The organism is uncultured Halorubrum sp. (assembly GCF_937146585.1).
In the GTDB taxonomy this organism is placed as follows: Archaea; Halobacteriota; Halobacteria; order Halobacteriales; family Haloferacaceae; genus Halorubrum; species Halorubrum miltondacostae.
The window spans coordinates 29,365-42,415 of sequence record NZ_CAKZRO010000143.1 but is presented as its reverse complement, the minus strand read 5'-3'; the positions used below and the strand labels follow the sequence as shown (position 1 = coordinate 42,415).

General features: G+C 73.4%; 10 protein-coding genes. 8 read left to right on the top strand and 2 right to left on the bottom strand.

All coding sequences use genetic code 11. The features are described from left to right. Positions 1 to 91 precede the first annotated feature (91 nt). From Q0116_RS12240 to Q0116_RS12210, 7 genes are all read left to right on the top strand, one after another. Entirely contained in the window at positions 92 to 1,354 is a 1,263-nt protein-coding gene (locus tag Q0116_RS12240; RefSeq protein WP_297888709.1) for an ABC transporter substrate-binding protein, read from the top strand. Continuing rightward, positions 1,351 to 2,334, top strand: coding sequence for an FAD-dependent oxidoreductase (locus tag Q0116_RS12235; protein ID WP_297888707.1), 984 nt, complete (start codon positions 1,351 to 1,353; stop codon positions 2,332 to 2,334). Before Q0116_RS12240 ends, Q0116_RS12235 begins: the two co-directional genes overlap by 4 nt. A gap of 71 nt (positions 2,335 to 2,405) precedes the next feature. Next, positions 2,406 to 3,509 (top strand): iron ABC transporter permease, encoded by a 1,104-nt coding sequence (locus Q0116_RS12230; protein ID WP_297888765.1) that lies wholly within the window; start codon positions 2,406 to 2,408, stop codon positions 3,507 to 3,509. Beyond that, on the top strand, positions 3,510 to 4,397 hold the full coding sequence (locus tag Q0116_RS12225; protein ID WP_297888705.1) for an ABC transporter ATP-binding protein: 888 nt from the start codon (positions 3,510 to 3,512) through the stop codon (positions 4,395 to 4,397). A gap of 84 nt (positions 4,398 to 4,481) precedes the next feature. Next, on the top strand, positions 4,482 to 5,714 hold the full coding sequence (locus Q0116_RS12220; protein ID WP_297888703.1) for an ABC transporter substrate-binding protein: 1,233 nt from the start codon (positions 4,482 to 4,484) through the stop codon (positions 5,712 to 5,714). Continuing rightward, positions 5,715 to 5,891, top strand: a complete 177-nt coding sequence (locus Q0116_RS12215; RefSeq protein WP_297888700.1) for a hypothetical protein — start codon at positions 5,715 to 5,717, stop codon at positions 5,889 to 5,891. Positions 5,892 to 6,033: 142 nt separating this feature from the next. Beyond that, positions 6,034 to 6,846 (top strand): FAD-dependent oxidoreductase, encoded by an 813-nt coding sequence (locus Q0116_RS12210; RefSeq protein WP_297888697.1) that lies wholly within the window; start codon positions 6,034 to 6,036, stop codon positions 6,844 to 6,846. 181 nt (positions 6,847 to 7,027) lie between these two features. On the opposite strand, the gene Q0116_RS12205 is transcribed toward Q0116_RS12210, so the two are convergent. Together Q0116_RS12205 and Q0116_RS12200 are read right to left on the bottom strand one after the other, a co-directional pair. Further along, complete coding sequence (locus Q0116_RS12205; protein WP_297888694.1) at positions 7,028 to 8,089, bottom strand: TrmB family transcriptional regulator sugar-binding domain-containing protein; 1,062 nt, start codon at positions 8,087 to 8,089, stop codon at positions 7,028 to 7,030. A gap of 85 nt (positions 8,090 to 8,174) precedes the next feature. After that, positions 8,175 to 10,466, bottom strand: a complete 2,292-nt coding sequence (locus tag Q0116_RS12200) for an alpha-amylase family glycosyl hydrolase (protein WP_297888692.1) — start codon at positions 10,464 to 10,466, stop codon at positions 8,175 to 8,177. A gap of 104 nt (positions 10,467 to 10,570) precedes the next feature. Here Q0116_RS12200 and Q0116_RS12195 point away from each other — a divergent pair, with 104 nt between their 5' ends. Then, positions 10,571 to 12,718 (top strand): glucan 1,4-alpha-glucosidase, encoded by a 2,148-nt coding sequence (locus Q0116_RS12195; RefSeq protein WP_297888689.1) that lies wholly within the window; start codon positions 10,571 to 10,573, stop codon positions 12,716 to 12,718. The last annotated feature ends 333 nt before the right edge of the window (positions 12,719 to 13,051 follow it).

Here is a 13,051-nt window from a genome sequence, read left to right as displayed (position 1 = left end):
GCGCCGCTCTCCCCGGTCCGACCGTCCCGCTGGGATTTAGGGCGGCCTAAGATTCGAAACCGTCTTAATCCTTTAGGGTGGCCTAAACCGTATGGAACGAGACGCGGACCGACCCGCCGGCACGCGCCGCGACGCGATCAGGTACTGCGGCGCCGTCGCCGGCGCGGGACTGCTCGCCGGATGTAGCGGCACCGAGTCGACGCCGGACGGGTCCGGCTCCGACGGGAACGACGGTTCGGCGGCCGACGGATCCGGCGGCGACTCCTCGAGCGGGGGCGACGGCACCGACTCGTACACGGCCGAGATGGCGCCGGTCGGCGAGGTCGCGTTCGACTCCGTCCCGGAGGACGTGATGGTGTACAGCCTGCTGTACGCCGACCTCGCGGTGGCGCTCGGACACGGCGACGCGGTCAACTCGCTCGGGTTCGACGCCGAGGCGGGCGGAAACACGCTGGACGCCTACTACGCCGGCCTCGACGGCGTCTCCTTCGACCGCGAGGGACTGACGCAGCTCAACTCCGGCTCCGGCGGCGGTATCTCCGTCGACCGCGAACTGCTGTACGAACTCGACTCCGACCTCCACCTCGCGGACCCCTGCCTGTTCGCGTCCTTCGACGGCTGGAGCGAGGACGACGTGGCCGACGTGCGCGACCGGGTCGCCCCGTGGTTCGGGAACGTCTACAGCCGCCGCCACTCCGAGCCGCCCGAGGGCTGCCGCGACGACTACGCGTACTACACCCTCCCGGAGATCGGCGAACGCGTCGCCGCCGCGTTCCGGGAGTCGGAGCGGTTCGCGGCGCTCGACGCGGTTCGTCGGGACCTGGTCGAGACGATCCGAAGCGACCTCCCGCCGGCCGAGGAGCGCCCGACGGTCGCCTCGCTGCTGTACATGGACGGGACCTACTATCCCTCTCGGACCGACGAGCCAGGGTTCGCGAACGCGCACGTGCGACCGTTCGACGTCCCGGACGCGTTCGCGGGCGACGACGTCACGTACGAGACGGCCTACGACCACGAGCAGCTACTGGAGGTCGACCCCGACGTCGTCCTCCACCAGTACGGGATCGCCTCCTACTACGACGTCGGTGCGACCCGCGAGGAGCTGGCCGACCACCCGGTCGCGGGCGAGCTCTCGGCGGTCGCGAACGACCGCTTCTACCCGTCCGGTGACCCGGTCCAGGGACCGATCATGAACCTGTTCCAGCTGGAGATGACCGCGAAGCAGCTGTTCCCGGACCGGTTCGGCGCGTGGCCGGGCTACGAGCACGGCGACGACTACCCCGGCATCCCCGCCGACGAGCGCCTGTTCGACCGCGACGCGGTCGCGTCGATCGTCACCGGAGGGGCGGAATGAGCGACGCCGCCGATCGCGACGTGGTCGTGGTCGGCGGCGGGCCCGCCGGCTGCGCGGCCGCGGTGTTCGCCGCCCGCGACGGCCTCGACGTCACCGTCTTCGACCGCGGTCGGTCGTCGCTCGCGCGCTGCGCGCACCTGGAGAACTACCCGGGCTTCCCGGCCGGTATCGACGTCGGGACGCTCGCCGACCTCATGCGTGCGCAGGCCGAGCGCGCGGACTGTACGGTCGTCGCGGACCTCGTCGAGTCCGTGGCGCGGTCGGGCGTCGACGGCGACGGGGGCGCGGCCGCGCGGTTCGTCGTCACGCCGCGGGAGGGCGATCCGGTCACCGCCCGCCGAGTGATCGCGGCGACGCGCTACGGCGGCGAGTACCTGCGCGGGCTCGACGACGAGGACGCCATGTTCGAGCGGCGCGACCGCGGCGGCGAGACGCGGGAGACCTTCGACCGCGAGTACGCCGACCGCGACGGGACGACCCCGGTGGATGGCCTCTACGTCGCTTCCCCGTCCGACGCCGACCGACAGGCGGTCACGGCCGCGGGGCGGGGCGCTCGCGTCGGCAAGCGAGTCGTCGCGGACGCGCGGGTCGACGACGGCTGGTGGCCGGCGGCCGCCGAGCGCGTCGACTGGGTCCGCCGCGAGGCGGCGCTCGACGACGAGTGGGCGGACCGCAACCGCTGGGCCGAGTGGTTCGACGCCGAGCACGCGGACGGACCGGTCGACCCGGACTCGGAGCGGTTCGCGCGGGTCCGCGAGGCCGCCGTCGACGCCGCGCGCTCCGCGTACGTCGACGCCGACGAGGAGGCGGCCCGCGCGGCGGCGGGACACCGCGCGCTCGCCGCGCACCTCGACCCGGAAGCGGTCGTCGACGCGCACGGGGCCGACGCGCTGCTCGACGCCATGGACGACGAGGCGGTGGCGGCGTACGCGGCCGGCGACGGACCGAACGCCGGGCCGGTCGAGGAGGGGACGCGGTGAGCCGCGACGGGCCGACGGTCGGCGGCGGGGTCGCGGGCGGCCGAGCGGCGGCCGACGACCGGCTCGGGTGGCTGTTCGACCCCCGTCTCCTGACGGTCGCGGCCGGGAGCCTCGCGCTGGTCGTCCTCGCGGGGCTCGCTCAGGTGAGCTTCGGGGCGTACTCGATGACGGTCGGGCAGGCGTGGCGGGCGGTCCTCGACCCCGCGGTGCTGCTCGATCCGCGGTGGCTACTCAACTTCCTCGTCGGGGAGGAGCTCATGCGGGCGATCACCGGGTTCCGGGGCGAGTTGCCGGAGCTGGCGCGCGAGACGCTCGTCGTCTGGAGCATCCGCCTGCCGCGGGTGCTCGTCGGCGCTATCGTCGGGATGAACCTCGCCGTCTCCGGCGCCATCTTTCAGGCGGTGACGCGGAACGAGCTGGCGAGCCCGTTCATCCTCGGCGTCTCCTCCGGCGCGGGGCTGATGATCCTCCTCACGCTCGTCGTCTTCGGCGGCCTCTCGGCGTTCCTCCCGATCATCGCGGCGGTCGGCGGCTCGGTCGCGTTCCTGATCGTGTACGCCATCGCGTGGAAGAACGGGACGAGCCCGGTCCGCCTCGTCCTCGCGGGCGTGATCGTCGGCACCGTCTTCAACAGCCTCCAGACGGGGCTGTTCTTCTTCGCGGACGACATCGGCGTCGTCCAGTCGGCGATCCAGTGGACGACCGGGTCGCTGACCGGGACCGACTGGGAGCAGGTGCGGACGGCGCTCCCGTGGACGCTCGTGGCGCTCACGCTGTCGCTCGCGGGCTCGCGGCAGTTGAACCTCCTCCTCTTGGGCGAGCAGACGGCGAAGTCGCTGGGGATGTCCATCGAGCGGGTGCGGTTCGGGCTCTCCGGCGTCGCGGTGCTGGCGGCGGCCGCCAGCATCGCGGTCGCGGGGATCGTCAGCTTCGTGGGGCTGATCGTCCCTCACGTGGTCCGGAACCTCGTCGGCAGCGACTACAAGCGGGTGATCGTCGGCTGCCTGTTCGTCGGCCCGGCGCTGATGGTCGGGGCCGACGTGGGGGCGCGGCTCGGGATGAGCGTCCTGACCGGCGCCGACGCGCAGATTCCGGTGGGGATCGTCACCGGGCTGGTCGGCGGCCCGTACTTCCTGTACCTGATGCGGCGACAGCGGAACGTGGGTGACCTCTGAATGGCCATCGAACGCGCGAACGCGACGGAGCGGGACGAATCGAGCGGCCCGAGCGAAACGAAGCGATCGGGCGGCACCGACGCCGCGGAGACCGACGCGAGCGACCTCGACGGCGAGGACCTCGTGCTGGCCTACCCGGAGGCCCCGGAGCCCGTGATCGACGGCGAGTCGATCGCGGCCGAACCCGGCGCGGTGACGGCGCTCGTCGGCCCGAACGGCTCCGGGAAGAGCACTCTCCTGAAGGGGCTCGCGAACCAGCTCGCGCCGGACGACGGCTCCGTGCTGCTCGACGGGCGAGACGTCCGCTCGATGGACACGAAGGCGCTCGCACGGAAGCTCGGGCTCCTCTCACAGGAGAGCACCTCTCCGGACAGCATCACCGTCGAGGACCTGGTGTACCACGGGCGCTACCCGCACCGCGGGTTCTTCGAGCGGACGACGGAGGCGGACGCCCGCGCCGTCGAGCGCGCGATCGAACTGGCGGGCTGCGGGCACCTCCGGGACCGCGAGGTCGGGAGTCTCAGCGGCGGGCAGAAACAGCTGGCTTGGATCGCATTGGTGTTAGCGCAGGACACCGACGTGCTCCTGCTCGACGAGCCGACGACGTTCCTCGATTTACACCACCAGATGGAGGTGATGGAGATCATCGAGACGCTGCGTTCGGAGAGCGAGGTCACCGTCGTCGTCGTCCTCCACGACATCGAACAGGCCGCGCGACTCGCCGACCGCGTTGTCGCGCTCAAGGACGGTGAAGTCCGGGCGCGCGGCCCGCCGGAGGAGGTCGTCACGGAGGAACTGCTCTCGGAGGTGTTCCGCGTCGACGCCGACGTCGTCGACACCGACCGCGGTCCCCGCGTCACGCCGCTGCGAGCCAGACACGAGGAGTGAGCCGACCCGGCGTCCGGGGCCGGCAAGTGTTTAGGTGGGCCTAAAGATCGGAGCGGTTAAGTTGTTTTAGGGTAGCCTAAAAATATGCTCAACGACGAAACATCCGGCGCGTCGACGCGCAGAGCGTTCGCGAAGTACGGCGGCGCGGTCGCCCTCGGCGGCCTCCTCGCCGGCTGTACCGGCGGCGAGTCCGACTCCCCCGCCGACGACGCGGAGGACTCCGGCCCGTCCGACGACGGTTCGGGCGGGTCGTCGGGCGAGCCGGACGAGACCGGCGACGGAAGTTACACGGCGTCCATCTCGCCGACGGGCGAGGTGACGTTCGAGTCGCCGCCGGAGACGGTGTTCACCCGGCTCACCCACCACGCGGGCATGGCGTTCGCGCTGGGGAAGGGCGAGGGCGTCACCGCGCTCCACGCGCCGGACTACTACGACGGGCTCTGGAACCAGTTCGTCGAGCGGCTCCCGGGCGTCTCGCTCGACTGGTCGGGCCTGTACTCCTCGTGGCAGCCGGACAAAGAGAAGCTGTACGAGCTCGACAGCGACGTCCACCTCGCCGACCCGGCGTGGATCACTCGGCAGGACGCGTGGAGCCGCGACGACATCGACGAGATCGGCGAGCGCGTCTCGCCGTGGTTCGGCAACTCGCTGTCCGACCGCCATCAGGAGCCGACGGGCGAGTGGGCCGACGGCTACCAGTACTACGGCCTGTGGGAGCAGTTCGAGATCGTCGCCGACGCGTTCCGCGAGCGCGAGCGCTACGAGGCGCTCGCGACGGTGCGCGAAGACCTCCTCGCGACGATCGACGAGCGCCTGCCGCCGGAGTCGGAGCGCCCGACCGCGATCATGGTCGCCGCCGCCGACATCGAGCAGATCTACGCGTACACGCTGAGCAACCCCGGCTTCCTCACGTCACACACGCGTCCGCTCGGACCGCGCGACGCCTTCGAGGGGAGCGTCGACTCCGGCACGGTCGTCGACTTCGAGACGATACTCGAGGCCGACCCCGACGTCATCCTCTACCTCGGCGGCTTCGAACCGGGGACGGACATGGCCGGCCGGCGGGCCGCCTTCGAGGAGGACCCCGTCGGGTCGGAGGTCACCGCGGTGAAGAACGACCGCGTCCACCCGCAGGGCGCCCGCTACCAGGGACCGGTCCTCAACCTGTTCCAGCTGGAGATGACGGCGAAGCAGCTGTATCCCGAGGAGTTCGGCGCGTGGCCCCGCTACGAGGAGGGTCCGTACCCGGCGATCCCGGACGACGAGCAACTGTTCGATCGCGAGCGGGTCGCGGACGTCATCAACGGGGACCCGTAGATGCGCGCCCGCGAGTGGGCCGTTGCGGCGACGTACGGCGACCCGACCGACTACGACGTGCCCGCCTTGCCGACGTGGCGCGTCGAGCGCGGCGGGAACGGCGACCTCGCGTTCGCGGCGGCCGGCCGCGACGAGCCGTTCATCGCGGCCGAGCGGCCGGTTCGGGTGCGCCGGTGACCGGCGCGGGCGGGCCCGTTCGGACGCCGCGGTCGAGCGCCCCCCGCGACCGAAGTCACTACTTCGGCGCGTCCCTGCGAACCGGTATGGACCGGAGCGAAACTCGGGCGGTCGACCGCCGCCCACGCCGGGTGTTCGGCAGATGACCGACGACGGGACCGCGGCTCGCGACGTGGCCGTCGTCGGCGGGGGCGTCGCCGGGCTCTCCGCGGCCGTCTTCACGGCCCGACAGGGGCTCGACACCCTCGTCGTCGACCCGGGCGAGTCGATCCTGCGGCGCAACGCGCGTCTCGAGAACTTTCCCGGGTTCCCGCTCGGGGTGAACCCGCGCCGGCTCCTCGACCTCCTCGGCGAACAGGCCGAGACCGCCGGCGCGGACCGGCTCGACGCGCGGGCCACCCGGGTCGGGACGGTCGGCGCGGTCGACGACGCCGCGGCGGACGACCCCGACCCGGCGGCGAGCGCGCGGTCCGACGCCGCCGCCGACGGCGCGCGGTTCGTCGTCGAGACCGACACCGCCGACCCGGTGCGGGCGCGGTACGTCGTCGCGGCCACGAAGAACGAGGTCGGCTACCTGGAGGGGATCGACGGCGTCGGGATCGTCGACCGCGGGAAGTCGTACGTCGACGTCGACGAGCGCGGACGGACCGGCGTCGACGGCCTGTACGCGGCGGGGCGGCTCGCGGAGAAGCCCCATCAGGCCGCGGTGTGCGCCGGCCACGGCGCCGAGGTCGCGGTCACGCTGTTGGAGGACGCCGACGCGCCATTCTACCACGATTGGGTCGCGCCCGAGGGGTACTTCACCGACCGCGGCCGCGAGGTGCCGCCCGGCTGCGAGGAGATCGACGCCGACGAACGCCGGGCACGCGAGGCCGCCGCGCTCGACGCGACGCGCGAGCGGTTCGCCGAGCCGCACCCGGACCCGCAGGAGACGCACCCGAGCCTGGAGGACTGAACGCACGCGACCGGACCCACCCAACCGTGATCGGACCCACGCTACTCGACATCGCGGGCCACATCGAATCGCTCGCGGCCGACGACGGCGAGTTCTCGCTCGTCTGCGCGCGGTACGGCGACCGGCCCGTGCCGGCCTCCTGCGCCCCGGACTCCCGCGTCCCGGCGCCCGCGTCGCCGCCCTACTCCTCGTCCGGCTCGATCCGCACGAGGTCGGCCTCGACGTCCTCGACGAACGCGCCCTGCCCCCCGACGGTGACCTCGCCGTCGTCCGTCTCGACGACGAGGGAGTGTTCGACCGGGAACTCGTTGTTCGTCGGCTCTACCATCCCCTGCTTCGTCTCGACGACGCGCCCGACGAGTTCGACCGCCTCGTCGTCGTCGGTCCGTCTGCCGGCGACGGTCACCCGGGGCGGGTCGCCGGCGCGGAGCCGTAACGTCGCCTGGAGGACGGTGTGTCTGAAGTCCGTGTACTCGGCCGGGAGCGGCGCCGGGTCGGCGACGAGTACCTCGGTCGCGGCGGGCCAGTAGTTCCCGAGGAACGAGCCGACGATCACCGGCGCGAGCTGCTCCTGCGCGAAGGCGATGGCCTGCCGGTCGGTCGTCGACCGGCGGAGCAGCTCGGGCGGGGCGACGACGCCCGCCGCGGAGTCGACGGTGAGCAGCGTCGGCATCGCCTCGCTCCAGGTGCGGACGACGTTCGCGACGCCCGACAGCGCCGGGTCGTCCGCGCCGAGGTCGGCCGCCGCGTCGGAGACGACGAGCAGGACCAAGACGCCGCGGTCGGCCGCGTCGACGAGCGCGTCCCTGATCTCGGGGAGCTGTCCGGCGGTGAGCGACAGCGTCACCTCGGAGTCGGCGCCCTCGAGCAGCGAGCGCATCCGCTTGAGGACGGTGACTCGCGACTTGATCACCTCGAACTGCTCGGCCTGGCGCTCCACGCGGGAGTACCGCTCCGCCAGTCCGGGCCGCATCGCGTCCACGTCGGACCGGAGCCGGTCTATCACCTCCTCGGGCGGGTTCGCGCGGATCGTCGTCGGCACGACGTGGTCGTTCACCTCGACGAAGCCGCGCTCCGCCAGCGACTCGCTCACGCTGTAGACGTACCGCTTCGAGACGCCCGCCGCGTCGGCGACGGTGCTCGCCTTCGCCTCGCCGTGTTCGAGCAGACTGAGATAGGTGTCGACCTCCTTGTCGGAGAGTCCGAAGCGACGGAGGAGGTCGGTCAGCGTCCGGTCGTCCATACGCACGCCTCTGCCGAGCGACACTTATAAGGGTCGGTACCGGGCGGCGCCGCGGCCCCGCGACCCACCGGCGACGGCCGACCGCTCACCGGAGCACGGCGACGGCGTCGACCGCGACCCGCCCCCCGCCCTCGCCGTCGCGTTCCACCGCGCTCCCGTCGCCGAACAGGTCCGTCTCGACCCCGTCGGGGACGGCGACCGTCGCCGGCTCCGCCGCGAAGTTGACGACGACGAGCAGGGGGTCGCCCCCGTTCCCGTCCCCCCTCGGCGGCGTCCGCTCGTACGCGGTCACCCGGTCGGCGTCCCCCTCGACGACGCGCACGTCGGCCGCCCGACCCTCGAACGTCACGTCGCCGTCGCGGAGGAGCGGTTCGGCCCCGCGCAGCGCGACCAGCCGCCGGTGGAACTCGGTGAGGTCGTTGTCGCCGTCGTGCCACCGGATCGGCCCGCGGTACGTCTCGTTGCCGCGCTCCTGTCCGGCGTAGATCATCGGCGCGCCCGGCAGCGTGAACGTCACCGCGGCGGCCGCGCGGAGCGCGTCGCGACCGTACTCCGCGAGGTAGCGGTCCTCGTCGTGGTTCTCGACGTACCGCATCTGCGAGCGGCCGTCGTCGAAGCCGAGCCACTCGCCGCGCGCGAGGGCGGCCTCGACCGCGTCGGCCGGCTCCTCGCCCGCGCCGACCGCGCGGAGCGTCTCGTACAGCGAGGTGTCGTAGTGGCGGTGGAACTCCCCCTCGCCGTAGAACGGGTCGTGGGGCAGCGTCTCGTCGAGGAGGAGGGTGTCGTCCGGCACGCGGTCGGCCACCTCCTTCCAGAAGCCGTGGGGGACCCCCCACGCCACGTCGGCGCGGAAGCCGTCGACGACCCCCGCCCACTCGTCGACGACGTCGAGGAGCCACTCGCGGACCGCCGGGCTGTCGAAGTTGAGGTTCGGGATGCGGCCCCACTCGAAGTAGTAGTCGGGGGCGTCGCCGTCGTCGAGCTCCGCCCAGTCGATCCCGGTCACGTCGGCGGCCGCGTCGGTCCGGCGGTAGTGGTCCGCGTACGCGTCGACGCCGGCCGAGTGGAGCTGGAACGCCGGGTGGTCGCGGGAGGTGTGGTTGATCACCAGGTCGAAGACGACCCGGATGTCGGCGTCGTGGCACGCCGCGACGAGCGACTCGAACGACTCGCGCGAGCCGAGGTCCGCGGCGGTGTCGTAGTAGTCGGTGACGTGGTAGCCGTGGTCCGTCGGCGAGGCGAGGACGGGCGTGAGCCAGAGCGCGTCGACGCCGAGGTGCTCGAGGTACTCGACCCGGCGCTCGATCTCCGCGAACGTCGTCGGCAGCGTGTCGCCGGCGAACGACCGAACGAAGGCCTCGTAGATCGTCGGCGACTCGGCCCACTCGGGCGTCGGGTTCGGGTCGGTGACCCCGACCGACGCGGCCGTCACGCCGGCGTCGTCTCCGTTGGTCGCGGGGGCGCCCACCCGAACCGTCTCCGCAGCGCCGTACCGCTCCCCGTGCGGGACCGCGTGAATCCGGACCGAGTCCGGGAGCGCGTCGAGCGGGACCGAGAGCGTCCGGCCCTCCGCCCGCGACTCGATCGCCGCCACCGTCTCCGGGCCGGCGTCGCGGTCGTCGACGAGGAACGTCGCGTCGAGGGCGTCAGGGTCGCCGGCGCGCTCGACGTCGTCGACGGCGGGCGCGGGATCGACCGCGGCCGCCAGGCGGAGCCGGTCCGCCTCCGCCGGGGCGTCGGTCTCGACGACTGCCGCGTCCAGCGAGACGCGCGGCCGCCCGGGGCCGGGGACCTCGCACTCGCCGTGGAACGCCGCCGAGCGGTCGCCGTCGGGGACGAAGGCGAAGCCGTGGCGCCCGGGGGGGACCCGCACCGTCGCGACCCACTCGTCGCCGTCGCGCTCCGCCCGGTCGAGCGCGAGCCGGTTCTCGTTGTGGGGCCACAACAGCGAGACGCGGTCGGGGTCGCCGTCCGTCGCGACGTCGGCGGCCGGGACGCGGATCTCCGTCTCCCGCCGCTCGTCGGGGAAGGCGCGGACGCGCTGTCGGTGCGTCCCGTCGGGCGCGTCGAGCGCGAGGACGTAGGTTCCGGGGGCGTCGGGCGCGAGGTGGACGACCGGGTCGTCGTCGCGAACGGTTTCGCCGGCCCGTAGCACCGGACCGTCGCCGGGGTCGAGCGCGGCGTCGCCGCCGGTCGCGGTCGCCGAACTCGGCGGCCCGGTCGCGTCGGGGTCCGGGCCGTCTCCGGCGGCGAGGTCGCTGTCGGCGGGCGCGTCGCGGACGCGCCAGCGGTACGTTCCGTCGGCGTCCGGGGACCGCGCCGCCAGCTCGACCGACTCACCGACGCTGGTCGTCCGCGGGGGGCCGGGTTCGTGCACGCCCCGGCTGTCGGCGCGCCGCGGTTTGAGGGTTTCCGTTCGCCAAACGAATGAACAATAATTACACCAAAGCTTCATACCGAGCGGCGGCGTGTGTTCGCGTAATGCAGCTTCGCGACGCGCTCGACGACTACAAGCGCCACGCCGGCGGCGGGACGCGCTTCCCCGGCGAGCGGCGCACCGTCTCCGGTCGGTTCTCCGGCGGCGACGGTCGGCTCGTCCACGTCGGCGACGACGGCGAACTCCGCGACTTCGGCTACCCGCTCACCGGCCGGACCGGCCTCGTCCGGTCGCGGATCGGGCTCGCCGTCGGCGACGAGGTCACGTGGCTCGACGCGGCCGACACGACGCAGCGGTACGTCGGCGACACCGCGCTGGTCGAGACGGTCCACGAGACGCCGCGCGCGACGGTCACCCGCCACGACGTGACGCTCGGCGACGCGCACCTCACGCGGGCCTCGGTCGAGTTCGCCGGCGCGGACGACGGGGACGCGGACGCGACCCCCGTCGACCCCGCGGACGCCTCGCTCGTCGTCTACGCCCGCTTCGCGCCCGACGGCCGCGACGACCGCGTGGGGCAGCTCCGGTTCGACGACGCCGTCGAAGTGTACCACGCCGACGAGCACGACTTCCTCGCGAGCGCGACCGGCTTCGCCGACCTCCGCGGCCAGCTCCCGACTACGTTCCCCGAGCTGCTCGCCGACGACCCCACGGACCTCCCGCGCGACCGCGACGGCGACCGGTACGAGGAGGAGCGCCTCTCCGGCGAGGTGATCGCCGACGTGCCGCTCGACGACGGGGTCGCGACGGTCGCCACGCTCCTGACGGACGGGGCGGAGACCGACCGCGAGGCCGCGCGCGAGCGTCTCGACGACCTGTTCGCCGACCACGACGACGTCGACGCGCTCGCGGACGCGGCCGCCGACGCGCTCCCCTCGGTCCCCGAGTCGGCCCCCGCCCGCGAGTCGGTCGTCGCGGACCTCCGGGTCCTCTCGCTGCTCTCCGCCCCGTCCGGGCTCCGGATCGCGGGGCCCGACTTCGACCCGTACTACGAGCACTCCGGCGGCTACGGCTACACGTGGTTCCGCGACGACGCGGAGATCTCCGGGTTCCTGCTCGGGGCCGCCGACGCGCTCGCCCTCGACCTCGACGACTGGCACGCCCGGTCCGCGGAGATGTACGTCGCCACGCAGCGCCCCGACGGCTCGTGGCCCCACCGGGTGTGGCCCCGCGACGGCGCGCTCGCCCCCGGGTGGGCGAACGCGCGCATCGAGGACGGGCCGGACGTCGACTACCAGGCCGACCAGACGGGCAGCGTCGTCGCGTACCTCGCGCGGGCCCGCGAGGCGGGCGTCGACGTCGAGGGGCTCGACTCGACCCTCGTCGCCGCGCTCGCTGGGCTCGACCGCACGCTCGAACCGGACGGCCGCCCGGTCGTCTGTCAGAACGCGTGGGAGGACTCCGCGGGCCGGTTCGCCCACACCGCCGCGACGTTCCTCGAGGCGTACAGCGAGCTCGGCCGCCACGGCGAGGGGCTCGCGGTCGACGCGCTCGACGACCCCGACGCCGTCCCCGGCGCGGCGTCGCTCCCGGACGACCTCGCCGCGCACGCCCGCGACCGGGCCCGCGAGGTGTACGACGCGCTCGACGACCTCTGGGTCCCCGAACGCGGCTGCTACGCCGTCCGCGAGACGCTCGACGGCGGGATCGACGATCGGCTCGACTCGGCGACGCTCGGACTCGCGGCCGCGCACCGCTCCTTCGACGCGCTCGGCGCGGCGGGCGACGGGTCCGGAGCCGGCGGCGCGGTCGACGAGGAGCGCCTCGACCGACTGGTCTCACACGTCGAGACGGTCGTCGACGGCCTCTCCCACGAGACCGACGACATCGCCGGCCTGATCCGGTACGAGGGCGACGGCTGGCGGCGGGCCGACCAGCTCTCGGAGAAGGTGTGGACGGTCTCGACGGCGTGGGGGGCGAACGCCTGCGCGGAGCTCGCCGCGCTGCTCGCGGCGCACGACGACCCGCGCGCCGCCGAGATGGCGGCCCGGGCCCGCGACCTGCTCGCGCACGTCTCGCCCGGCGGAACGCTGTGCGAGCCGACGACGTACCTCCCCGAGCAGTACTTCGACGACGGGACGGCCGACAGCGCGACGCCGCTCGGCTGGCCGCACGCGATCCGGCTGGCGACGGTCGCGCTGCTCGACGACGAACTGCCGCAGTTCGCCGACGCCGCGACCGCGGACGACTGACCGAACCCCGGCGACTATTCACACACCAAATCCGCGGAGCGGCGCGCGCCTCCGAGCGGCAGCCACCGGCGGCCGCGAGGTGCGCGTGCGAGGGAGTCGGGCACGACGTGGGCGACCGGAGGGAGCCCGCGGAACGCGCCCGACGAGGCTGGGGAGGCGTGAGGTGCGGTCGCTGTGCGGGTGGGACTCAAAGGGGCAGCCGCGGGGCGGGCGCAGGCGACGTAAGTACCATAACGAGCGAACGAAGTGAGCGACCGAGGAGCGTGGTTCGAGACGCCCCCGGCGTCCCGTCATCACGAAAGGCGCGAAGCGCCTTTCGAACGACAGCGAGCG